This is a genomic window from Streptomyces sp. NPDC059454, from assembly GCF_042749965.1.
Classification (GTDB): Bacteria; Actinomycetota; Actinomycetes; order Streptomycetales; family Streptomycetaceae; genus Streptomyces.
Window position 1 is genome coordinate 103,642 of record NZ_JBHYVC010000015.1, and the last position, 22,314, is coordinate 125,955.

The window sequence follows — 22,314 nt, forward strand, 5'->3', positions numbered from 1 at the left end:
CGGCCGACGGGTCCCCCTGCCCTCGGGGAGCTAACGCGGTCCGGCGGGTCAGCAGGACAGCTTGGCCCGGACCCGGCCGGCCGCCGCGGCGGGGCCGGCCCCGGCCCGGACGGACCGGCGGACGAGGTGGGCGTCGCGGCGCAGGTCGTGGGCGGCGTGCCGGCTCCGCCAGAGCAGCGAGGGGGCGGCGCCGGTGTCGTCGGCGGCGATCAGCAGACCGCCGAGCATGGACAGGTTCTTCAGGAAGTGGATGCGCTGCTGCATGCGCTGACCGGGGTCCTCCTCCTCCCAGAAACGGTGGGCGGCCAGTGTCGTGGGCACGAGTGTGGCGGCGACGGCGAGCGCCGCCGGACGGGACAGGCGTCCCGTGGCCAGCAGCAGCCCGCCCACGACCTGGACCGCGCCGTTGAGGCGCACGGCGTCCTCGGTGCGGTCCGGCAGCACCGCGACGCGGTCGGTGACGGGCTTGACGACGGACTCGGCCATCGGGGCGACGTTCTGGGGGTTGCGGACGGAATCCAGCCCGCCCGCGACGAACATCGACGCCAGCATCGGCCGGCCGAGGACGCGCAACAGACTCATGCCTTCTCCTGGAGGTGTGGGTGGCGGAGGTGCGCCGGGTTCCCCGCCGGGCGGGGACCATGCGGCGCGCCCTCACCAGAAGCGGGTGGTGAGCGCGGGCCGGTGGACGGCCTGGACGGCGTCGCGCAGGCACAGGGCGACACCGATGGTGGTGCGCAGGGCCGAGGGCCGTACGGTCTGGGCGGTCTCCGTGGCCAGGACCAGCAGGCAGCCCGCCGCCTGCTCCACCACGGACACCGGGAGGGTGTAGTCGCTGTCGGCGGCCGCGCGGAACGCCTTCAGCGGGATCCCGGCGCCGTCGACGGTCCGCCGGGCGGCCTGCTCCAGATGCTGTGCGGCCTGTTCGCACAGCGCGGCGGGCAGGGTGAGGGTGCGCTGGAACGATGAACTCGTCATGCTCCGAGTGCTCCCCCGGCACGGTTCCCTTCGATCGGCGGCGGCCGGGATTTCACCGTCCCGCGTGACCGGCCGGCGGCGGACGCGGGCGTAGGAGGAGCCCTTACCCTGGGCACGACCGCCCGCCCGTGCACCCGTACGTGAGGAGTCCGCCCATGAGTTCCGCTCCCGGTCCGGCCGCCCGTGACGGTGACGGGCCCGGGGCCGTGGCGGCCCGGTTCACCGGGCGGTCGGTGACCGGTGTGCGTACGCTGTCCGGCTCACTCGCCGAGGTCACTCTCGACGACGGCCGGGTGGTGGTCGTCAAGAGCGCCGCCGGAGCGCAGGCCGCGCGCGCCGAGGCGGCGGGGCTGCGCTGGCTGGCCGGGACCGGGACGGTGCGGGTGCCGGTGGTGCACGGTCACGACGCGCACCGGCTGGTCGTCGACCGGGTGGCGCAGGGCCCGCCCGGGCGGGAGGCGGCGCTGCGGTTCGGCCGGGAGCTGGCCGCGCTGCACGCCGCCGGCGCGCCGGCCTTCGGGGCGCCGCCGCCCGGCGGCCCGGTGGAGGCGTTCATCGGGCTCGCCCCGATGCGCAACGTCACCGGCGACGACTGGCCCGGCTGGTACGCCGGGCACCGGGTGCTGCCGTATCTGCGCCGGGCGGTCGACGACGGCACCGTCACCGCCGGTGAGGCGGGCGTCGTCGAACGGGTCTGTGAGCGGCTGCCGGAGCTCGCCGGGCCCGCCGAGCCGCCCGCGCGGCTGCACGGCGACCTGTGGAACGGCAATGTGCTCTGGGGCGCCGACGGACACGTCCGGCTGATCGACCCGGCCGCCCACGGCGGGCACCGGGAGACCGACCTCGCGATGCTCGCCCTGTTCGGCTGCCCCCATCTGGAGGCGGTGCTGGACGGCTACCAGGAGGCGGCGCCGCTCGCCGACGGGTGGCGGACGCGCGTCGGCGTGCACCAGCTGTTCCCGCTGCTGGTGCACGCCGTGCTGTTCGGGCGCGGTTACGCCGGGCAGGCGCTCGCGGTGGCGCGGTCGGCCGGGTGACTCACCGGGTCACCACGTGCCGTTCGTCGGGGACGCAGTGGGTCATGGTGAGTCCCTCGACGTCGCGGGGCGGGTTGTCGCCGAGGTTGGCCAGCCGCTTGCGGTCCTCGTCGGTGAGGTCCTGGCTCGCCAGGGGTTCCAGGTGGGCGACGTCCTCCGGCATGATCCCGAGTCCCTCACCGACCCTGCGGCCGAGGTCGTTCTCGACCAGCAGGAAGTGCCACACCATGCGCTCCTGCACCTCCCGGTCGCACTGGGAGATCAGGTCGACGAAGTTCTTCACCAGGTCGTCGCGCTCCCAGTCCTCCATCAGGCAGTACCGCTGGCCCGCCTGGAGGTAGTCGTTGGTGCGCTCGATGCGCTTGCGGGTGAGCCGGCCCCGGATCTCCGGCCCCTGGTCGTCGTGCGTCGGGTACTGGCCCTCGCGCAGTCCGCCGGTGATCGACGGCTCGTAGTTCACGCTCGGGTTCTCGCCGGCACCGTCCTGGCGGTACGTCATCTGCCCGTCGCGCTGGTTGGTGCGCACATCCGCGTGCTTGGCCTGGTTGACCGGCAGCTGGAGGTAGTTGGGGCCGACCCGGTGGCGCTGGGTGTCGCTGTAGGAGAAGGTCCGGCCGACGAGCATCTTGTCGTCGGAGAAGTCCAGTCCGTCGACGAGGACGCCGGTGCCGAAGGAGATCTGCTCGTTCTCGGCGAAGAAGTTGTCCGGCATCCGGTTCAGCACCATACGGCCCACCGGCTTGGGCGGGAAGTCCTGCTCGGGCCAGGTCTTGGTGTCGTCCAGCGGGTCGAAGTCCAGCTCCGGGTGGTCGTGGTCGTCCATCATCTGGACCAGCAGTTCCCACTCGGGGTACTCGCCGCGTTCCACCGCCTCGTACAGGTCCTTGGTGGCGTGGCCGAGGCCGTCCGCCTGGACGTTCGCCGCGTCCTCCGCGGTCATGCTGCGCACGCCCTGCTTGGGCATCCAGTGGTACTTGACCAGCTTGGTGTTGCCCTCGGCGTCGACCCACTTGTAGGTGTTCACACCGAAGCCCTGCATGTGGCGGTAGTCCGCCGGGATGCCGCGCGGGCTGAACAGGTTGACCAGCATGTGCATCGACTCGGGGGTCTGCGACATGAAGTCGAAGATGCGGCGCGGCTGCTGCTCGAAGGTGACCGGGTCGGGCTTGAGGGCGTGGATGACGTCCGGGAACTTGATGGCGTCCCGGATGAAGAAGACGCCCAGGTTGTTGCCGACGAGGTCCCAGTTGCCGTCCTCGGTGTAGAACTTCACCGCGAAGCCTCGGGGGTCGCGGGCGGCCTCGGAGGAGTCGCGTCCGCCGATGACGGTGGAGAAGCGGACGGCCAGGTCCGTGCGTTTGCCCTGCTCCTGGAAGAGCTTGGCCCGGGTGTAGCGGGAGACCGGCTCGTCGCCCCACTTCCCGTACGCCTCGAAGTAGCCGTACGCGGTGACGCCGCGGGCGTGCACCACGCGTTCGGGGATGCGCTCCCGGTCGAAGTGGCTGATCTTCTCCAGGAACTGGTAGTTCTCCAGCGTGGCCGGGCCGCGGGAGCCGACGGTGCGCTGGTTCTGGTTGTCATAGACCGGGTGGCCCTGCCGGTTGGTGAGTACCTTGCGGTCGTCGCCCGGAGCGGGGCCCCGGCTCGAAACGTCCGTCATGATCGTGGGCTCCTTGAACTGCTCGACCCCCCCGCGGTGGCGCGTACGAGGGCCATGCTGCCGCGCATCACCGCGGTCGGCGACTCGGGGAGCCGCCGGTTGCGTCAGGCCGGTTGCGTCAGGCCGTGCGCGGGAGGCGGCCCGCGCCGGCACGGGCCCGGCCGCCGCGGTCGTGCGCGGCGGCCGGGCCTCGCGAAGCGCGTGTTCAGCCGCCGTTCAGGCGTGCGCGCAGCAGCCCCTTGCCGAGTTCCGCGCCCTTGCGGCTGTCCGCCTGGGCCTTGCGGAACAGGTCGGCGACCTCGGTGTCCTTGGCGCGCTCGGCGTCCTGGATGTAGCTCTCCAGGCGCAGTGCGTTGCTCAGGCACGCCTCGACGTACCAGATCAGGTTGTAGTCCTTGTCCTGCGTGCCGGTGACGCCGCCGGTCTCCGTCTCGCTGGTCATCCGGGCCTCCACAGCGGCGGTCGGGTACCCGTACCCGCCGGAGGCACACAGCGACAAAAAGCGGCGGGGCGCGACCGGTCCCCCGTTCCGGTCGTGCCCTCGCCGTGTGCCGAAACTATGCGCAACGGGGCGGTGCTGTGTATCGCACCGATGCCCGCTGCGGCCGCCGGAGGGCTCATCCGTGCACAACTGAGTCCGAAAGGCCCGGTTCACCCGTCCGTGAGCACCGGCTGTTCCAGGTCACCCGCCGCCAGATGGGCCAGCACGACCTCGTACAGGTCGGTCCCGGTGGCCAGCAACTGGCGTTCCAGGACCGGTTCGGCGCTGCGCACGTGCTCGCGCACGGTCTGGGCGTGCACGCCCAGGCTCTGCGCGGCCCGCTCGGCGTTGCCCCCGGCCGCGATCCAGGTGCGCAGGGTGCGGCGCACGTTCCGGGCGTCCCCCTCCAGCCTCCCCAGCAGCTCCCGCGCCCAGCCTCCGACGGCGGGGCCGGCCAGCAGGCCGGCGAGGCCCGGGGAGTGCGCCGCGGGGGCGCCGCCCGCCTGCCCGTCCAGGAGGTTGATCTGGGTGTGGAGCGCCAGGTGCACCACGGCGCGGGCGGTGACGTCGTCGAAGTCCACGCCGAGCATGGCCTCGACGCGTTCCATGCGGGCCCGCACGGTGTTGCGGCTGACGCCGAGGATCTTGGCGGTGTTGACGGCGGTGAACTCCAGGCCGAGGCGGGTGGTGGCGAGGAGTTCGGCGCGGGTGTGGTGCGGCAGCGCGTCGAGCGGGCGCAGCACCCGGGCCGCCCAGCCGCGCAGCGCGGCGGGGTCCATCAGCCGCTCCGGATGGGTGCGTTCGGCGTACACGGCCGTCTTGTCGGCGCGGAAGCGTGCCACCGCCAGGGCGCTGACGGCCTGCCCGTACGCGGTGGCGGTACGGGCGAGGCTCTGCCACACACTGCCGCCGAGGAAGGTGTCCGGATGCCGTTCGACCAGTGACCGCAGCTCGCCGGCGGTGGCCTCGCGGGGACTGACGACGATCACGTGCCCGTCCATCGCCGGGCAGCGCACGACCAGCGCCTGCTCGCGCGTGGTGTCCAGGCACTCCGCGGCGAGCCGGTCGCGCAGGGCGGGCGCGGACTCGACGACGTAGACGCAGGCCGTGTCGGCGTCGAGCAGGCCGGGCCAGAGTCCGGCGGCGACCCGGCGGGCGGCGACGGTGTCCTCGACCATCAGCAACTGCAGGATCGCGAGGCGCAGATCGGCGGTGGCCCGCCGCAGCCGGTGTCCGGCGGCGGTGGTCTCGTGGGCGGTCAGCAGGAGTTCGATCACCTGGGCGGTGTGCGTGACGACGTCGGAGGTGTGCCGGTCGAAGGGGGCCTCGCGGGAGACGGCCAGCACACAGGTCCCCGAGGGGTGCCCGATCCCCACCAGGCGCACATGGCGCCCCTCCCCCTCCCAGGCGGCGGAGGCGATCCGGCCGGAGCCGAGGTCGGCGACGAGGGAATCCTCCAGCGGCAGCCGGATACCGGCGAGCAGTGTGCCGGCGGCGTCCTGGAGGGACACCTCCGCGTGCGCGGTGGCGGCCAGCCAGTCGACGACCCTGCCGACGTCCCGTCCGGCCGGACGCAGATGTTCGAGCAGCTCCCGCGCCCACGCCGGATGCTCCCCGGCCGCCGCCGGCGTCCGCCGGATCCCGTCCCCACGACCTGCCACCCCGGCGCTCCCCTCCTCCACTCGTCGTCCCCGCCCAGGCCGGGGACGTTACCTCACCCGTGTGCGCGGCTCATCCCGGCGCAGCGGCCCACCACGCCTCCGGGACGGCGTGTGCGGTCCTCGCGCGCGGGCGGCATAAGCTCGGTGAATGGCGAAGTACTTCGACGTTCACCCCGACAACCCCCAGCCGCGCACCATCGCGCAGGTCGCCGACAGCATCCGCTCCGACGCCCTTGTCGCGTACCCCACGGACTCCTGCTACGCACTCGGCTGCCGTCTGGGCAGCCGGACCGGCATCGACCGGATCCGCACGATCCGCAAGCTGGACGACCGGCACCACTTCACCCTGATGTGCCGGGACTTCGCGCAGCTCGGCCAGTTCGTGCGGATCGACAACGACGTGTTCCGCGCGGTGAAGGCGTCGACCCCGGGCAGCTACACGTTCATCCTGCCCGCGACGAAGGAGGTGCCGCGGATGCTGATGCACCCCAAGAAGAAGACGGTCGGCGTGCGCATCCCGGACCACGTCGTCACCCAGGCCCTGCTGGCCGAACTCGGTGAGCCCCTGCTGTCCAGCACCCTGCTGCTGCCCGGCGAGGACGAGCCGCTGACCCAGGGCTGGGAGATCAAGGACCTGCTCGACCACCAGGTGGACGCGGTGCTCGACTCCGGCGACTGCGGCACCGAGCCGACCACGGTGATCGACTTCTCGGGCGGCGAGGCGGAGATCGTACGGCGGGGCGCGGGCGACGTCTCGCGGTTCGAGTGAGGGCGCCGCGCCGTCCGCCGCGCCCGGCCGGCGTGTCACGATGGGCGTGATCCACACCCTTCGAGAGGCAGCGCAGCGATGACCGCCGTACAGGGAACGACCGTCGGCGTCCCCACCGGGGACGGCACCGCGGACGCGTATCTGACGCATCCCGTCGACGGGGGACCCCGGCCGGGGGTGCTGCTGTACATGGACGCCTTCGGTGTGCGTCCGCGGCTGCGGGCCATGGCCGACCGGCTGGCGGAGGCCGGGTACACCGTCCTGGTGCCCAATGTGTTCTACCGGCGCGGGCCCGCGCCGGTGGCCGCGCTGCCCGAGTTCGTCGACGACGCGTCGCGGGGCCGGCTGCTGCGGCGCCTCATGCCGGTGATGCGGCAGCTCACGCCCGAGCGGGCGACGCGTGACGCGGGAGCGTATCTGCGGTGGCTCGCCGACTGCCCGGCGGCGGCCGACGGCCCGGTCGCGGTGACCGGCTACTGCATGGGCGCGGCGCTCGCCCTGCGCACCGCGGGAACCCACCCGGACCGGGTGGCCGCCGCGGCCGGGTTCCACGGCGGCCGGCTGGCGACGGACGCGCCGGACAGTCCGCACCTGGTGGCCGACCGGATCACCGCCGAGGTGTACTTCGGCCACGCCGACCAGGACCCCTCACTGCCCGAGGAGCAGATCGAGCGGCTGGAGCGGGCACTGACGCGGGCCGGCGTCCGGCACCGCTGCGAGGTGTACGCCGGGGCCCCGCACGGCTACACCCAGTCCGACACGGCCGCGTACGACAAGGAGGCGGACGAGCGCCACTGGGCGGCACTGCTCGGCCTGCTGGCACGCGCCCTCTGACCGCTGTCCCCAACTCGACGCCGCGTGAAGGCGGTTCGCCGGTACCCCGCCCACCGGCGGTGCACCGCACCGTTGTTACGGTGCACCGGTGTCCGAATCCTCACGCGATACCTCCGAGGGCGCCGGCTGGGGCGCCGGCGAACGCGGTGTGTACCGGCGGCTGATGCCGCACCGGGTCGAGAAGATCTCCTGGCTCGACCCGAGAATGCTGTGGGCCGCCCGCAACGGGGTGCTGGCCTCCTGGTTCGGCGATCCCACGGGAGGCACCCGCTCCCGCTGGGTGGCCCAGCGGGAGGCGGCCGGCGCGCCCGCCGACAAGGTGATCCGGCGCGACGACCCGGACCGGTTCTCGTTCCTGGTGATCGGCGACACCGGCGAGGGCGACGAGCCCCAGTACGCGGTGGTGCCCGGGCTGCTGGAGGAGGGCCGGGACACCGCCTTCGCCGTGCTCGCCAGTGATGTGATCTACCCGGTGGGCAGCGCCGACGACTACGGCACCAAGTTCTTCCGCCCGTACCGGGACTACCGGGCGCCGATCTACGCGATACCGGGCAACCACGACTGGTACGAGGACCTGGGTGCCTTCATACGCGTCTTCTGCGGCGACGCCCCGCCGCTGCCGCCAGGACCGGCGGCGCGCCCGTTCAGCCGGGCCCGGCTGCGCTCCCTGCTGTGGCACCGGCCGCGCGCCGGGGACGGCGGGCGCCTGGACGAGGCACGGAGGATGCGGTCCGCGCCCGCCCAGCAGGCGGTGCAGCCGGGGCCGTACTGGGCGATCGACGCCGGGCCGGTGCGGATCGTCGGCATCGACACGGGACTGCTGGGCACCGTCGACGCCGAGCAGGGCGCGTGGCTGCGCGAGGTCTCCCGCGGCCCGCGCCCGAAGGTCCTCGTCACGGGCTCGCCCCTGTACGTGGACGGTGAGCACCACCCGTGCCCGATCGAGGGCGGCGGCACCGTCGACGACATCGTCCGCGACCCCGGTCACCACTACGTGGCCGCGATAGGCGGCGACATCCACAACTACCAGCGCTATCCGGTGCGGCTGGAGGACGGGCGCACCCTGCAGTACGTGGTGGCGGGCGGCGGCGGGGCGTTCACGCACGCCACCCACACCATCCCCCGGGTGGACGTCGCCGGTGTCACCGAGCGGGACTTCCGCTGCTATCCGCTGCGCGGCGACTCCCTCGCCTTCTACAGCGCGCTCTACGGGCGCCGGCTGCGGCTGCGCCGCTTCTTCGCCCTCAGCGACGCGGAGGCGGCGGCCGTGATCGCCGAGCGCCTCGGCATCGGGCCCACCCGCGTCCCGGGCGCGCCGCCGCAGGTCACCCGCCGGATGCGGCTGGTCGCCGGGCTGCTCGGCACCGGCCGCCGGCCCGACCGGGGCAAGCGGCTGCGGCTGCCCGTGCGCAAGGCCTACACGTCGCTGTTCTCACCGGGTTCGGCCACCTACAGCCCGCCGTTCTTCAAGTGCTTCCTGCGGCTGGACGTGAGTCCGGAGGCGATCCGGCTGCGCTGTCACGCGGCCACCGGGCTTCGCGCGCAGGAGGTCGCCCCGCCGGTCGAGGACGAGGTGACCATCCCGCTGACCTGAGCGCGGGCCCGCTACCAGCGGCCCGGCGCGGTGCCGGTGACCGGCTGCGAGGGCCGGCCGTCCACGCCGACCGGGACGTCACCGGCGAGCATCACCCGGTGCATGATCCGCGGATGGTCGAGGTGGGCCGTGTCACCCGGGGCCAGATGGATGGTGGCCCGGTTGTCCCAGAACGCCACGCTGCCCGGCTCCCAGCGCAGCCGTACCGTGTACTCGGGCCGGGTGGCCTGCTCGAGGAGCATCTGAAGGACGGCCGCGCTCTCGGGGCGGGACAGACCGGTGATCTGCTCGACGTAGTAGCCGTTGACGAACAGCACCCGCTCCCCGGTCTCCGGGTGGACGCGCACCAAGGGGTGCTCCGAGGCGGTCTGGCGGTCCAGCAGGTGGCGCAGGTAGGCGTCGTCGCCGGGGCGGGGCTGGTAGCCGACCCCCAGCCGGTGCTCGGCGCGCAGCCGGTCGGCGAACTCCCGCACCGGGGCGGACAGTCCGGCGTACGCCGCGGCCAGGTTCGACCAGGTGGTGTCGCCGCCGTAGGGCGGGACGGTCTCGGCGCGCAGGATCGTCGCGGCCGGCGGGTCGACGCGGGCGCCGTGGTCGCAGTGCCAGCCGCGCAGCAGGGTGTGGCGGCGGCGCCGCAGCCACTCGTCGTGCTCCATGCCGAAGCGTCCGCCGAGTTCCAGCCGGTCGGCGGTGGTCTCGATCTCGGGGAAGTCCGGGGGTGAGGCCTTCCCGCGCCGGGGCAGCACGACCGGTTCGCCGAACCGGCGGGCCAGGGCCACATGTCCGGCGTGGTCGAGGAGCTGTCCGCGGAAGAACACCACCTTCCAGCGGAGCACCGCCGCCCTGATGGCGGCGATCACGGCGTCGTCGAGGTCACCGGCGAGGTCGACGCCGGTGACCTCGGCCCCGATGTGCCCGGCCACCGGGCGCACCTCCACCGCCGTGCCCTCCCCCGCGCCGTCCCTGTGCGTCGTCATGCGGTCCCCCACTCCGTCGGTCGTCACCACCGGTCCCCCTACCCGTCCGGTTGATCATTGACCCCCTCGTCCCCGACGCTGGGAGGACGACACTGTCAACGGGAAGGCACCCTGGTGAGCAGCATCCCGAGCCGTACCCTCAACGACGGCACCACGATCCCCGCCCTGGGCCTGGGCACCTGGCCGATGGACGACGCCGAGGCGGAGCGGGCGGTGGCCGAGGCCCTCCGGGCGGGCTACCGCCTCGTCGACACGGCGGCCAACTACCGCAACGAGACCGGTGTCGGCCGTGCCGTGGCCCGGGCCGGCGTCCCGCGCGAGGAGGTCGTCGTGACGACGAAGCTCCCGGGCCGGCACCACGGCCACGAGGAGACCCTCGCCTCCTTCGAGGAGTCCCGCGCCCGGCTCGGTCTGGAGTACGTCGACCTCTACCTGATCCACTGGCCGCTCCCCCGCGTCGACCGGTACGTCGACTCCTGGAAGGCCATGATCAAGCTGCGGGAGGACGGTCTGGTCCGGTCGATCGGCGTCTCCAACTTCACGCCCGCCCACATCGAGCGGCTGGAGAAGGAGACCGGGGTGCTGCCCTCGGTCAACCAGATCGAACTGCATCCCTTCTTCCCGCAGGAGGAACTGCGGGCGTACCACGCCGGCAAGGGCGTACTGATCGAGAGCTGGAGCCCGCTCGGCCGGGGCTCGACGCTCCTGGACGACCTGGCCGTGGCCGCCGTCGCCGAGGCGCACGGGGTCACCCCGGCCCAGGCGGTGCTGCGCTGGCACGTCCAGCTGGGCGTGCTCCCCGTCCCCAAGTCGTCCGATCCGGGGCGGCAGCGCGCGAACCTCGACGTCTTCGGCTTCGAACTGGACGCCGCCCAGATGCGGACGATCGCCGACCGCGCCCATCGGCGGATCGGCGGGGATCCGGAGGTGCACGAGGAGTTCTGACGTCGGCTTCCGGCTCCGGGTGGGCGACGCGCCGAGGTCCCGGCCGGTCCCGAAGGGCTCGGCCGCCGATCCTCGGTGGACGCGGCCGGCGCGTTGCGGCCGGCCCCCGCCCGGGCCGCCGCGGAGTCCGACGGGACCGAGCGGCGGATCACGGCAGCGGCTGTTCCGCCCGGATCGTCCTGCCGCCGTCCGTCCGGCGGCTGCCCCGGCGCCGGGTGAGCTGGGCCACCGGCATCAGTCCGCGGCCGCCCTCGTCGTAGGCGTGGGCGCGGTGCCGGACGGCGCGTCCTCGGCGAGCAGCGCCCGTGCGGCCCGTCCCACGGCCTCCTCGGCCGGGTGTCCGGTCAGCCGCCGGGCGCCCTCGCTCCACCCCGTCACGATGCCGCGGGCATCGACGACCATCGCGGCGGAGGCGTCATCCATTCGTCCGGGATCATCCCGTCGCGGTCCCGCATCAACCGCGACGGTCCGCCCGGGGCCGTGCTACGCGCGGAGCGCGGCGAGCGCCCGGTCCGCGTGGGTGTTCATGCGCAGTTCGCTGCGTACGACCTCCAGGACGGTGCGGTCCCGGCCGATGACGAAGGTGGCCCGTTTCGTCGGCGCCAGGGCGATTCCCCGCTTCACGCCGAACCGCTCACGGACCGTGCCGTCGGCGTCGGACAGCAGGGGCATGCCGAGGGAGTGCCGTCCGGCGAACTCCGCCTGCCGTTCGACGGCGTCCGAGCTGATGCCCACAGGCCGCGCGCCCACCGCGGCGAACTCGGCGGCGAGGTCGCGGAAGTGGCAGGCCTGCGCGGTGCAGCCGGGGCTCAGCGCGGCCGGGTAGAAGAACAGCACCACCGGCCCCTCGGTGAGCAGCTCCGAGAGCCGGCGGACGGTGCCGGTCTCGTCCGGGAGCGCGAAGTCCGGGGCCGTGTCGCCCTTCTCCACCCGCCCGCTCACGGCCGGCCCTCCGCGCCCTTGGCGACGCCGCGCGCCCACAGCACCAGCGGCACCTGCAGGGGCAGCCGGCCGAGGGCCGCGGCCTTCTGCGGGGCGGGGCGGTGCCGCCAGTCGACGGCCATCTTCACGTTGGCGGGGAACACGCCGACGAAGAAGGCCGCCGCGGCCAGCGCGGCGGCCTTGCGGGTGCGGGGCAGCGCCAGCCCGGCGGCCAGCGCGAGTTCGACGGCGCCGCTGGCGTAGGTCCAGGTCCGGGGCGAGCCGGGCAGCGAGCGCGGCACGGTGTGGTCGAACTGGCGGGGGGCGGCGAAGTGGGCGGTGCCCGCGGCGGCCAGCAGGCCGGCGAGCAGCAGGGGCGAGCGTTCGGACCGGGACACGGTTCCTCCTCTGATGGCCTGCCGCGCGATATTACCCGACGGTAAGTACGGCGGGGCGCCGGCCTCTGCACCCGCCGTCCCGGCGCCGCCGTCAGGCGCCCCGAACGGGTTCCGGCTCCTCGGCGGCGTGGGCGAGGAAGTCGTCGACCATGCGGTGGAAGAGGGTGGCGAGCTGCCGCAGGTCGTCGGGCGACCAGTCGGCCAGGGCCACCCGCATGCCCCGGACTCCCGCCTCCCGGATCCGGACGATGGCCTCCCGGCCGCTCCCGGTCAGCTCGATGCGCCGGGCGCGGCGGTCGTCGGGGTCCGGGACGCGGGTGACATGGCCGGACTTCTGCAGTTGCTGCACCGTGCGGGTGACGTGCGAGGCCTCCACGCCCAGCCGGGCGGCCAGCTCCCCCGGCCGCATCGGCTCGGTGTCCGCCATCTGCCGCAGCAGGGCGACGGCGGCCCGGTCCAGCGGCACCCCCGCCAGGGCCATCAGCCGCTCGTGCCGGCGTGCGCGCGTACTCAGATAGGTGAGGCGGTGGAGCGCGCGCTCGATCTCGGCCACTTCCGCAGGGGCGGGGACGTCGGGTGTGGACATGCGCCGCACTTTACCATCTCGTTGCGTAACTCAATCAAATGCCTGCTCCCCTCACGGCCGGCCGGAGCGGGGCCTGACGCACGGGGCCCCGCCGACCGTTGCGGGCGGCGGCCACCGACGCGCACCTCTCCCGCCCGGCGCCGGCCGCACCGGGCGGCGCCCCGGCCGGCGAGGTCCGCCACGGCACCCGCACCCGCGAGGGCGTGCCGCCCCGGCCGCGCCCGGGGCCCCGCCTCGCACCCGAGGAGGCGGCGGCCGGCATTCCGGACGACCCGGTGCGATCCGGAATCCGGCACGGAGAGTGTTGGGCCGCGCTTCACCAGTGGTACGCCCACACCCTCTTGGCATGTATACGTCCAGCCGGGATGCTCAACTCCTCATTCCCCCACAGCCGTTGGCTGCGCCCGGACCACGAGGAGGACGCAGTGCCGTCGAGCACGTTCCGAACGCACCGCAGGAGATGGCTGACCGGCCTGGCCGGCGCGGCCGCGCTCGTCATCGCCTTTCCCGCCACCGCCTTCGCCGCACCCCCGCCCGCCCTGCCGGCCAACGCGGACGCCCTGGAGCGGACGTACCAGCCCGCCTACGACTACGACACCGACGGCTGCTACCCCACGGCGGCGATCGGCCCGGACGGCTCCGTCAACACCGGCCTCAACCCGACCGGCGCCCTCAACGGCAACTGCCGTGACGCCTCGGACCTGGACAGCACCAACGGCTACTCCCGCTCCACGTGCAACAACGGCTGGTGCGCCGTCGTCTACGGCCTGTACTTCGAGAAGGACCAGGCCCTGCCGGGCACCAGCCTCGGGGGCCACCGCCACGACTGGGAGCACGTCGTGGTGTGGGTGCAGAACGACACCGTCCAGTACGTCTCGACGTCCAACCACGGTTCGTTCACGGTCCACGCCCGCTCGGCGGTCCGCTTCGACGGCACGCATCCGAAGATCGTGTACCACAAGGACGGCATCGGCACCCACTGCTTCCGCCTCGCCGGCTCGGGCGACGAGCCGCCGGAGAATCACAGGGGCAACTGGCAGTACCCGGCACTGGTCGGCTGGAACGGCTACCCGGCGGGGCTGCGCTCCAAGCTCAGCTCGTACGACTTCGGCAGCGCCCACTTCGGCCTGAAGGACGGCAGCTTCACCTCCCACCTCGCCGCGGCCAAGCCCTCCGGCATCCCGTTCGACCCGAACGCCTGACCGTATCCTGCTCGTTGACGCCGGGGCGCCGTTCGGCGTCCCGGCCCGGGCGGGACCCTTCGAGGGTCTATCGTGTCGGCATGTCCACCCCCGAACTGATCCGTATCGTCTCCCGCGACTCGCCCATGGCGCTCGCCCAGGTGGAACGCGTCCGGGCCGAGCTGGCCGCCGCCCGTCCCGGTGCGCGCACCGAGGTCGTACCGGTGAGGACGACCGGGGACAAGTGGCTCGGCGATCTGTCGAAGGTGGAGGGCAAGGGCGCGTTCACCAAGGAGGTGGACGCCGCGCTGCTCGCCGGTGAGGCGGACGTCGCCGTGCACTGCGTCAAGGACGTGCCCGCCGACCGGCCGCTCCCCGCGGGCACGGTGTTCGCCGCGTTCCTGGAGCGGGACGACATCCGCGACGCCCTCGTGCACCCGGACGGCCTCACCCTGGACGAACTCGCGCCCGGTACCCGGATCGGCACCTCCTCGGTGCGCCGGGTCGCCCAACTGGCCGCCACCCACCCGCACCTGACGTGCGTACCGCTGCGAGGCAACGCCAACCGGCGGCTGGAGAAGCTCGCCGCCGGGGAGGCGGACGCCCTGCTGCTGGCCGTCTCCGGCCTGGAACGGATCGGCCGCACCGACGTGATCAGCGAGGTGCTCTCCCCCGAGGCCATGATGCCGCCCATCGGTGCGGGCATCCTCGCGCTGCAGTGCCGTGAGGGCGACACCGGCCTGATCGACGCGGTCAGCGCCCTCGGCCACCCGGACACCCATCGCGAGGCCGCCGCCGAACGCATGTTCCTGCATGTACTGCAGGGACACTGCAACAGCCCGATCGCCGGCTACGCACGGGTGGACCGCGGCGGCGAACTGTCCCTGCGGGCGTGTGTCTTCACCCCGGACGGCAAGACCCGGCTGAACGCGCACGAGTGGGCGGGGCGGCTCGACCCGGCCACGCTCGGCACCTCGGTCGCCGTGGCGCTGCTGCGTCAGGGCGCCCGCGAGATCATCGACGGCATCCCGCACTGACGCGACGCTCAGGCGGTGCCTTCCTCCGCCTGCTCCTGCAGGAAGACGCTCACCTGCTGGGCGAGGCTGTCCCGGCACGCGCCCGCGGGCGCCCCCGCGGACCCCTCGTGCACGCCGATGCCGCCCGCCCACAGCCGGCGCCCGGCCCACTCCTCGTCGACGCGCAGCTGGACCTGGACGTCGACCTGGCTCAGGGCCGCCTCGGGGCCGGCCGCGTAGAGGACGGCGGTGGCGCGGCGCAGCGGGTGGACGTCGAAGCCCTCGATGAACTGCGAGTTGCGCCAGTCGATGAACGCGCCCTCGCCGTCGGGGCCGGTCCGCACGTCGATCTGGCCGTCCTCGACGTGAATGCAGAAAGGCCGGTCGCCGCGATTCTCGACGGTCACGCGGACACGGAAGTACGTCAGCCCCTCGGCGGCGTCGTCCCGTCCCCTCGGCGGTTCGCCGGGTTCCAGACGGTGGACGCGGACCCGCAGACCGGCATGCTCGTCGTACTCCTGCCAGTCCCCGACCACGTTCGGCTCGTACACAGTGCACCTCTCGACTTCTGTCCGATGCTTCCTATCCGCGGCCTCCGCGCACTGTCAAATGAGCGGAATGCGCCGTGGTCAGGCGGTTCACCCGAGCCGATCGGTGATCAAGCGCTGCGCTGGAGGAATCCCCCGGCCGGCCGGCCGGCGGCCGGCGAGGGCGTGCCGCACATCACGTCCGGCGCCGTGATCACCGGCACGCCGTCCGAGCGGTCCGCGACAGCGGGGACGGGCCGGCCCGGAGCCGCCCGCTCCGCCGCGGGGAATTTCACGCCACGAATGCACTCGATTTCACACCGTGCGCCCGTCGGCAATTTCCTCCGCCGGATTCCGGGAAACGTTTTGGAACGACGGACCACGGGGAAGGGAATTCTCAGTGCTTCGGACAGGAGGCACGTCCGTGGGAACCGCTTCGCCGGCCGCGGGCCTGTCGCGGTCCGAGCCGGAGCTTCCCACGGGTTCTGTCCATCCGGCACCCCGCTCAGGGAGGTGCGCGTGATGCGTACCGTCAGTCCCAGGAAGCAGCACTCCCACGACGACGCCCCCGACACGGCGGGGGACTTCGCGCGCCTGGCCCGGCTGCCCGAAGGGCCCGAGCGCAGGATGCTGCGCGACGCACTGGTCACGGCCTGGCTGCCCATGGCCGAGCGCATCGCCGTCCGTTTCCGGGGCCGCGGTGAGGCCCTGGAGGATCTGTACCAGGTGGCGGCCCTCGGTCTGGTCAAGGCCGTGGACCACTACGACCCGGCGCGCGGCAACGCCTTCGAGGCGTACGCCGTGCCGACCGTCACCGGCGAGATCAAGCGCCACTTCCGCGACCACATGTGGACGCTGCACGTGCCGCGCCGGGTCCAGGACCTGCGCAACCGTGTGCGGCACGCGACGAAGGAGCTGGCGCAGACCACTCCGGGCCGCTCTCCCACGATCGCCGAGATCGCCGCGCACACCCGGCTGACCGAGAGCGAGGTGCGCACCGGGATGGAGGCCCTGGAGTGCTTCTCCGCCCTGTCGCTGGAGGCGGAGATGCCGGGCACCGACGGTTACGCCCTGGGCGACGCGATCGGCGGCCCGGACCCGGCCTACGACACCGTCGTCGACCGGGTGGCGGTGCGGCCCTGTCTGGAGGCGCTGCCGGAGCGCGAGCGGCTCATCCTCTATCTGAGGTTCTTCCGGGGGATGACGCAGAGCGGCATCGCCGAGCAGCTCGGCATCTCGCAGATGCACGTCTCCCGGCTGCTCAGCGGCTGCTTCGCCCAGCTGCGCGAGGAACTGCTCGCCGAGACCGGCTGAGCGGGGCGCGTCAGCCCTCCGGCGGGGCGGGCTGAGCGGGGCGCGTCAGCCCTCCGGCGGGGCGGGCTGAGCGGGGCGCGTCAGCCCTCCGGCGGCGCGCCCGGGATCTGGGTGGGGCCGAGCCGGTCCAGGACCTCCTCCAGCACCGTCCGCACCTCCGCCGGCAGGAGCCCGGTGCGTCCCCAGACGAGGATCAGGTCGGCCACGTTGCGGAGTTTGATGTTCGTGCGCTGGGAGACCTCCTTCAGCACGGTCCAGCCCTGGTCGGGCGAGACCCGCCCGAGCGCGACGATCATGCCGATCGCCTGGTCCACCACCGCGTGCGAGACGACCGCTTCCTTCAGCTGCTGTACCTCTTCCTCCAGCTGGAGGATGCGGTCCGCGCCCCCGTCCGTGGGCATGGTCACCTCCGGGTCCGGTGTGCCGCTCTCGTGGTGCCTTCGCATAGTGCTTGAGTGCCTTCACCCAGTGTCCGATCCATCCATCGTCGCCACTGGGGCCGCCCTGCGCCACCGGGGTGGCCCGCGGCGGCGGGGCCTTCCGTTTCGGTGCCGCCGCCGGGGTGCTCGGCAGGCGCCCGGAGGGGTACCCGGTGGACACTGGTGCCATCCGGGTGGCTGCCGGGCCGACGAGATCAGGACGCGACTGCCATGAATCACGACATGCCCTCCCCCGCCGGTGCGACGGAGGTCTTCTCGACGCACTCCGTGTTCGGGGCACCCTGCTGGGTGAGCCTGACCAGCCGCGACATGAAGACGACCGAGGAGTTCTACGGGGCCGTGCTGGGCTGGGAGTGGCGTCCGGTGCGCCTCGGCGACCGGTTCCGCATCGCCCTGTCCGAGGGCCGGCCGGTGGCCGGGATCGCCGGGGTCGCCGGCATGTGGCAGATGGCGGTGGCGTGGACGCCGTACTTCGCGGTGCGCAGCGCCGACGAGGCCGCGGCGCGGGTGCAGGAGCGCGGCGGCACCTCGGCGGTCGGCCCGATCTCCCTGCCGCCCGGGCGCGCGGCGCTGCTGGCCGACCGGGACGGGGCGACGTTCGGGGTCTGGGAGGGCGAGCTGTTCACCGACTGGCCCACCTGGCGCCGCGCCCAGCTCGCGTTCATCCGGCTGCACACCCGTGACGCCTTCGACGCCGCGATCTTCTACGGCGGGGTCTTCGACTGGGCGTCCGACAAGCCGGGCTGCGTCGAGGTGCAGTACGAGGGCGAGGAAGTGGTGCTGCGCAGTGAAGGGGACGTGGTGGCGCGGATCGAGTCGGGGGCGGCGGGGTCGGCTCCCGACCCGGCTATCCGGCCGCACTGGCAGGTGCACTTCGCGGTGAAGGACGTGGCCGCCTGCGCCCGCGCCGCCGAGCGGCACGGCGGCAGTGTCCTGTCCCTGGGCGCCGACGAGGCCGTGCTCCGCGACAACGAGGGCGCCCAGTTCACGGTGACGTCACGCCGCGGGCGCTGACACCGGGTGGCGTCCCGCCGGTCAGTGTGCCGCCGTGCGGGGCGCACGGGACAGCAGGACCAGGCTCCGGGGGCCCACGGTGAGGGTGGTGCCCGCCTTGTGCTCCGCCTCGTCGGGGATGCCCTCCGGGTCGGCGGTGTCGGTCAGGGCCGTCCAGCGCTCGCCGTAGGAGGCGTCCGGCAGACGGAAGCCGACGGGCTCCCAGTGGCTGTTGAGCAGCAGCAGGAAGGAGTCGTCGACCAGGCGCCGGCCGCGCGGGCCGGGTTCGGCGATGGCGTCGCCGTTGAGGAACACCCCGACCGAGTGGGCGTCGGAGCGCAGCCAGTCGTCGTCGGTCATCTCCCGCGCGTCCGGCAGCAGCCACACCAGGTCGGGCAGCGGCTGGTCGGCGTGGCGCACGGTCTCGCCCCGGAAGAAGCGGCGGCGGCGCAGCACGGGGTGGGCGAGGCGCAGCGAGATCAGCCTCCGGGTGAAGTCCAGCAGGTCGCGTTGTTCGCCGGTGAGCCGCCAGTCGATCCAGCCGATCTCGTTGTCCTGGCAGTAGGCGTTGTTGTTGCCGCGCTGGGTGCGGCCGAGTTCGTCGCCGTGGGAGAGCATCGGGATGCCCTGGGACAGCAGCAGGGTGGCGAGGAAGTTGCGCTGCTGGCGGGCGCGCAGTTCGAGCACGGCCGGGTCGCGGGTGGCGCCCTCGGCGCCGCAGTTCCAGGACCGGTTGGTGCTCTCGCCGTCCCGGTTGCCCTCGCCGTTGGCCTCGTTGTGCTTGTCGTTGTACGAGACGAGGTCGCGCAGGGTGAAGCCGTCGTGCGCGGTGACGAAGTTGACGCTGGCGCGGGGGCGGCGCCCGTGGTGCGCGTACAGGTCGGAGGAGCCGGTCAGCCGGGAGGCGAACTCGCCGAGGGTGTGTTCCTCGCCGCGCCAGAAGTCCCGTACGGCGTCCCGGTACAGGCCGTTCCACTCCGACCACAGCGGGGGGAAGTTGCCCACCTGGTAGCCGCCCTCGCCCACGTCCCAGGGTTCGGCGATCAGCTTGACGCGGCTGATCACGGGGTCCTGCTGGATGAGGTCGAAGAACGCCGACAGCCGGTCGACCTCGTGGAACTGCCGGGCCAGGGTGGCCGCGAGGTCGAAGCGGAAGCCGTCGACGTGCATCTCGGTGACCCAGTACCTGAGCGAGTCCATGATCAGCTGGAGAACGTAGGGGTGGCGCATCAGCAGGCTGTTGCCGGTGCCGGTGGTGTCGTAGTAGTGCGACCAGTCGCCGTCCACCAGGCGGTAGTACGAGGAGTTGTCGATGCCCCGGAAGGAGAGGGTGGGACCCTTCTCGTTGCCCTCGGCGGTGTGGTTGTAGACGACGTCGAGGATCACCTCGAGTCCGGCCGCGTGCAGGGTCTTCACCATCTCCTTGAACTCGGTGACCTGCCCGCCGCGGGTGCCGTGGGCGGCGTAGGCGTTGTGCGGGGCGAAGAAGCCGATGGTGTTGTAACCCCAGTAGTTGGCCAGGTCACGGCCCTGCAGCACGCCGTCCTGGACGAACTGGTGGACCGGCATCAGTTCCACGGCAGTGACGCCCAGCGAGGTGAGGTGCCCGACCACCGCGGGGTGTGCCAGTCCTGCGTAGGTGCCCCGGAGTTCCGCGGGGACGTCGGGGTGGGTGCGGGTGAGGCCCTTGACGTGGGCCTCGTAGATCACGGTGTCGGAGTAGGGGCGGCAGGGCCGGGTGTCGTCACCCCAGTCGAAGGCGGGGTCGGTCACCACGCCGAGCACGGTGTGTCCGGCGCTGTCGGCCCGGTCGGGGCCGTGCGGGTCGCGCTCGTACAGCGAGGGGTGGTTGTCGATCTGCCCGTCCACCGCGGTGGCGTAGGGGTCGAGGAGCAGTTTCGCCGGGTTGCAGCGGTCACCTGCCGCCGGGGCCCAGGGTCCGTGCACCCGGTAGCCGTAGCGCTGTCCGGGGCCGACGCCGGGGAGGTAGCCGTGCCGGACGAAGCCGTCGACCTCGGTGAGCCGTACGGTGGTGGGCCGGCCCTCGTCGTCGAACAGGACCAGGTCCACGCGTTCGGCGACCTCGCTGAAGAGCGCGAAGTTGGTGCCCTCGCCGTCGTAGGACGCACCCAGCGGGTAGGGGCGCCCGCTCCAGGCGGGCGCCCCTTTCCGGTTCTGTCGCCGGGTCACCGGACCTCCTCCAGGAGGCCGCCCGGCGTTCGTACCCGGCCGGTGAGCATGGCCACGCTCACCTCGCGGGGCAGCTCCAGGCCCTCGCTCTCGCGCGGGTCGGGCGCGGTCGGCACGAGGGGGACGCGTTCGCCGGCGCGGGCGCGCTGCGAGAACCAGATGACCTTGCTGCCGTTCTCGGTGGCGCAGCAGCCCCAGCCGTCGCTGCTCGCCGCGATGTGCTCGAGGCAGCCGCGCAGCTCCTGGTCGGGGCGCAGGGCGCGGTCGTTGTCCCCGACGGCCGTGATGAGGTGCTGGCCGTTCCACCACATCTCGATCGACGTGTTCTTGTCGGTGGCGTGCTCGTCGATGGCCCGCAGCAGCATCTCGGCACCGCCGCAGACGGGCTCGATCAGGTTCTCCAGATCCCAGAACCGGAGGTGAGCGGCCAGTATGCGACTGACCTGTCCCACCCTCTCGGGGCTGACTTCCACGTCGAGGTGGTAGTAGCAGGGCACTGCGGTCTTCATGGTCGTTGGCTCCTCACGCGAAGCTCTCGTCCCTCCTCGCCCCCGCGGGGCGAGCCCCCGGACACGGAACGTGAGCGGGTATCGCTTCTGAGTCACCTTCAGAGTGAGGGGGTTGGGCCGTTCGTGCAACACGAGCGCGCGACCGTGACCCGTGGGGCGGAATTCGAGCGGGAGAGAGCCGCGGCGGACCGCCCCGAGTGATTGAAAAGCCAACAAGACGTTGCGTCATCACCCGTGCACCATGTGTGAAGACCTCGATCGCCGTTACGGGTCCGTGCATCTGCGCGCACGGCCGCCGCCCCGACCGCCGGGACAACGCGCCTCGAATCGAGCCCCGGAAAGGTGCACGGCGCCATGCTGCTACCCGCCAAAGCCGAAGTCGCCCGGCAATTGCGTCGGTACCGGGCCTGGGAACGCGTGATGCTGGCGGCCCCGACCGATCACACGGTACGGGCCACCTTCGAGGACGCCGGCTACACCCTCTGTGTGCTGATGGGCAAGCGCTGCGCGCGGGAGGCGGCGGACGCCGCCGAGCGGTACCTGCGCACCACCCCCGTCACCTACCTGCAGGAACAGAACGACACGCCCCGTCCGGCGACCGTGGTCCGACGGGGTCCCCCGGCCATCGGGCGGCGCTCCCCGGCGGGAAGGCAGTGACCTTCCCGCCGCTGTTTGGTCCCACGCCCGGGCGCCCGCCCGGGCGTCGAGCACGGCGGAGGTGCACAGACCCATGAAGACGACCCGGACCATCGGTCGTGTCCCGGTACGGGACGTCCGGCCGTCCGTCGACTGCGGCAGGCGGCCGGCCAAGGCCGTCGTCGGCGAGACGTTCGAGGTCACGGCCACGCTCTTCCGGGAGGGCCACGACGCGGTGGCCGCTGATGTGGTGCTGAAGGACCCCGAGGGACGTCCGGGTCCTTTCACGCCGATGCGGGAGCTCGCGCCCGGCAGCGACCGGTGGGGCGCGGAGGTCGTCGCGGACGGCCCGGGCCGGTGGACCTACCGCGTCGAGGCCTGGGGCGATCCCGTGGCCACCTGGCGCAGGACCGCCGGCATCAAGGTCCCGGCGGGCATCGACACCGGCCTGGTACTGGAGGAGGGCGCCGATCTCCACGAGCGCGCGGCCGCCGGGATTCCGCGGGAGGACGGACAGGCCGTGGTCCTCGCCGCGGCCGAGACCCTGCGGGACGACACCCTGCCCTGTGCCACCCGGCTGGCGGCGGCGTTGACGCCGGAGGTGGAGGCGGTGCTGGCCCGGCATCCGCTGCGGGAGCTGGTCACCAGCAGCGAGCCGCTGCCGCTG

At 73.1% G+C, this 22,314-nt stretch carries 24 protein-coding genes and 1 pseudogene; 11 read left to right on the top strand and 14 right to left on the bottom strand.

The annotated features are described in order from the left end of the window. Positions 1-48: 48 nt before the first annotated feature. Together ACFXAE_RS13760 and ACFXAE_RS13765 are read right to left on the bottom strand one after the other, a co-directional pair. Positions 49-582: a DoxX family protein gene (locus ACFXAE_RS13760; RefSeq protein WP_384712879.1), complete on the bottom strand. Its 534-nt coding sequence runs from the start codon at positions 580-582 to the stop codon at positions 49-51. A 72-nt stretch (positions 583-654) separates the two neighbouring features. Next, on the bottom strand, positions 655-978 hold the full coding sequence (locus tag ACFXAE_RS13765; protein ID WP_361744937.1) for a hypothetical protein: 324 nt from the start codon (positions 976-978) through the stop codon (positions 655-657). A 155-nt stretch (positions 979-1,133) separates the two neighbouring features. Here ACFXAE_RS13765 and ACFXAE_RS13770 point away from each other — a divergent pair, with 155 nt between their 5' ends. After that, on the top strand, positions 1,134-2,015 hold the full coding sequence (locus ACFXAE_RS13770) for a fructosamine kinase family protein (protein WP_384712882.1): 882 nt from the start codon (positions 1,134-1,136) through the stop codon (positions 2,013-2,015). 1 nt (position 2,016) lies between these two features. On the opposite strand, the gene ACFXAE_RS13775 is transcribed toward ACFXAE_RS13770, so the two are convergent. The 3 genes from ACFXAE_RS13775 to ACFXAE_RS13785 all read right to left on the bottom strand — a co-directional run bounded on the left by ACFXAE_RS13775 (position 2,017) and on the right by ACFXAE_RS13785 (position 5,817). Next, on the bottom strand, positions 2,017-3,675 hold the full coding sequence (locus tag ACFXAE_RS13775; protein WP_384712885.1) for a catalase: 1,659 nt from the start codon (positions 3,673-3,675) through the stop codon (positions 2,017-2,019). Positions 3,676-3,880: 205 nt separating this feature from the next. After that, on the bottom strand, positions 3,881-4,117 hold the full coding sequence (locus ACFXAE_RS13780; protein ID WP_030869562.1) for a hypothetical protein: 237 nt from the start codon (positions 4,115-4,117) through the stop codon (positions 3,881-3,883). 209 nt (positions 4,118-4,326) lie between these two features. Next, entirely contained in the window at positions 4,327-5,817 is a 1,491-nt protein-coding gene (locus ACFXAE_RS13785) for a helix-turn-helix domain-containing protein (RefSeq protein ID WP_384712888.1), read from the bottom strand. Between the two features lie 148 nt (positions 5,818-5,965). Here ACFXAE_RS13785 and ACFXAE_RS13790 point away from each other — a divergent pair, with 148 nt between their 5' ends. From ACFXAE_RS13790 to ACFXAE_RS13800, 3 genes are all read left to right on the top strand, one after another. Further along, positions 5,966-6,586, top strand: coding sequence for an L-threonylcarbamoyladenylate synthase (locus ACFXAE_RS13790; protein ID WP_384712891.1), 621 nt, complete (start codon positions 5,966-5,968; stop codon positions 6,584-6,586). Between the two features lie 78 nt (positions 6,587-6,664). Further along, the gene (locus ACFXAE_RS13795; RefSeq protein WP_384712894.1) at positions 6,665-7,420 is read left to right on the top strand and encodes a dienelactone hydrolase family protein; all 756 of its coding nucleotides are present in this window, start codon (positions 6,665-6,667) and stop codon (positions 7,418-7,420) included. A gap of 88 nt (positions 7,421-7,508) precedes the next feature. Further along, complete coding sequence (locus ACFXAE_RS13800; protein ID WP_384712897.1) at positions 7,509-9,014, top strand: metallophosphoesterase family protein; 1,506 nt, start codon at positions 7,509-7,511, stop codon at positions 9,012-9,014. Between the two features lie 11 nt (positions 9,015-9,025). Here ACFXAE_RS13800 and ACFXAE_RS13805 read toward each other — a convergent pair whose 3' ends face one another. After that, positions 9,026-9,991 carry a TauD/TfdA dioxygenase family protein gene (locus tag ACFXAE_RS13805; RefSeq protein WP_384712900.1) on the bottom strand — a complete coding sequence of 322 codons (966 nt, stop codon included), beginning with the start codon at positions 9,989-9,991 and terminating at the stop codon, positions 9,026-9,028. A 114-nt stretch (positions 9,992-10,105) separates the two neighbouring features. On the opposite strand from ACFXAE_RS13805, the gene ACFXAE_RS13810 reads away from it, so the two are divergent. After that, complete coding sequence (locus ACFXAE_RS13810; protein WP_384712903.1) at positions 10,106-10,936, top strand: aldo/keto reductase; 831 nt, start codon at positions 10,106-10,108, stop codon at positions 10,934-10,936. Between the two features lie 258 nt (positions 10,937-11,194). On the opposite strand, the pseudogene ACFXAE_RS13815 reads toward ACFXAE_RS13810, so the two are convergent. From ACFXAE_RS13815 to ACFXAE_RS13830, 4 genes and pseudogenes are all read right to left on the bottom strand, one after another. Beyond that, positions 11,195-11,359, bottom strand: a pseudogene (locus ACFXAE_RS13815) (PAS domain-containing protein); the annotation flags it as partial. Positions 11,360-11,419: 60 nt separating this feature from the next. After that, entirely contained in the window at positions 11,420-11,878 is a 459-nt protein-coding gene (locus tag ACFXAE_RS13820; protein ID WP_384712906.1) for a peroxiredoxin, read from the bottom strand. After that, positions 11,875-12,255: a MauE/DoxX family redox-associated membrane protein gene (locus tag ACFXAE_RS13825; RefSeq protein WP_384712909.1), complete on the bottom strand. Its 381-nt coding sequence runs from the start codon at positions 12,253-12,255 to the stop codon at positions 11,875-11,877. Before ACFXAE_RS13825 ends, ACFXAE_RS13820 begins: the two co-directional genes overlap by 4 nt. Positions 12,256-12,346: 91 nt before the next feature. Beyond that, positions 12,347-12,841: a MarR family winged helix-turn-helix transcriptional regulator gene (locus ACFXAE_RS13830; protein ID WP_384712912.1), complete on the bottom strand. Its 495-nt coding sequence runs from the start codon at positions 12,839-12,841 to the stop codon at positions 12,347-12,349. A 425-nt stretch (positions 12,842-13,266) separates the two neighbouring features. Between ACFXAE_RS13830 and ACFXAE_RS13835 the strand changes: the two genes are divergently transcribed. Beyond that, a complete protein-coding gene (locus ACFXAE_RS13835; protein ID WP_384712915.1) occupies positions 13,267-14,043 on the top strand; it encodes an NPP1 family protein in 777 nt (258 codons plus the stop codon). A gap of 80 nt (positions 14,044-14,123) precedes the next feature. After that, positions 14,124-15,059, top strand: coding sequence for a hydroxymethylbilane synthase (gene hemC, locus ACFXAE_RS13840; protein WP_384712918.1), 936 nt, complete (start codon positions 14,124-14,126; stop codon positions 15,057-15,059). Positions 15,060-15,067: 8 nt separating this feature from the next. Here the strand turns inward: hemC and ACFXAE_RS13845 are convergent, their stop codons facing one another. Beyond that, positions 15,068-15,589: a hypothetical protein gene (locus ACFXAE_RS13845; RefSeq protein WP_384712921.1), complete on the bottom strand. Its 522-nt coding sequence runs from the start codon at positions 15,587-15,589 to the stop codon at positions 15,068-15,070. 498 nt (positions 15,590-16,087) lie between these two features. Here ACFXAE_RS13845 and ACFXAE_RS13850 point away from each other — a divergent pair, with 498 nt between their 5' ends. After that, complete coding sequence (locus tag ACFXAE_RS13850; protein WP_384712924.1) at positions 16,088-16,879, top strand: RNA polymerase sigma factor SigF; 792 nt, start codon at positions 16,088-16,090, stop codon at positions 16,877-16,879. A gap of 80 nt (positions 16,880-16,959) precedes the next feature. On the opposite strand, the gene ACFXAE_RS13855 is transcribed toward ACFXAE_RS13850, so the two are convergent. Next, complete coding sequence (locus ACFXAE_RS13855; RefSeq protein WP_384712928.1) at positions 16,960-17,325, bottom strand: ANTAR domain-containing protein; 366 nt, start codon at positions 17,323-17,325, stop codon at positions 16,960-16,962. Between the two features lie 204 nt (positions 17,326-17,529). Between ACFXAE_RS13855 and ACFXAE_RS13860 the strand changes: the two genes are divergently transcribed. Continuing rightward, complete coding sequence (locus tag ACFXAE_RS13860; protein ID WP_384712931.1) at positions 17,530-18,333, top strand: VOC family protein; 804 nt, start codon at positions 17,530-17,532, stop codon at positions 18,331-18,333. 21 nt (positions 18,334-18,354) lie between these two features. Here the strand turns inward: ACFXAE_RS13860 and glgX are convergent, their stop codons facing one another. After that, positions 18,355-20,502, bottom strand: coding sequence for a glycogen debranching protein GlgX (glgX, locus tag ACFXAE_RS13865; protein WP_384712934.1), 2,148 nt, complete (start codon positions 20,500-20,502; stop codon positions 18,355-18,357). Further along, entirely contained in the window at positions 20,499-21,011 is a 513-nt protein-coding gene (locus ACFXAE_RS13870) for a pep a2 (RefSeq protein WP_384712938.1), read from the bottom strand. The genes glgX and ACFXAE_RS13870 overlap by 4 nt, the downstream gene beginning before the upstream one ends. 354 nt (positions 21,012-21,365) lie before the next feature. Here ACFXAE_RS13870 and ACFXAE_RS13875 point away from each other — a divergent pair, with 354 nt between their 5' ends. Both ACFXAE_RS13875 and ACFXAE_RS13880 read left to right on the top strand, forming a co-directional pair. Beyond that, entirely contained in the window at positions 21,366-21,668 is a 303-nt protein-coding gene (locus tag ACFXAE_RS13875; protein ID WP_384712941.1) for a DUF5133 domain-containing protein, read from the top strand. A 73-nt stretch (positions 21,669-21,741) separates the two neighbouring features. Beyond that, positions 21,742-22,314 (top strand): maltotransferase domain-containing protein (locus ACFXAE_RS13880; RefSeq protein ID WP_384712944.1); only part of this gene is annotated, 573 nt, incomplete at its 3' end.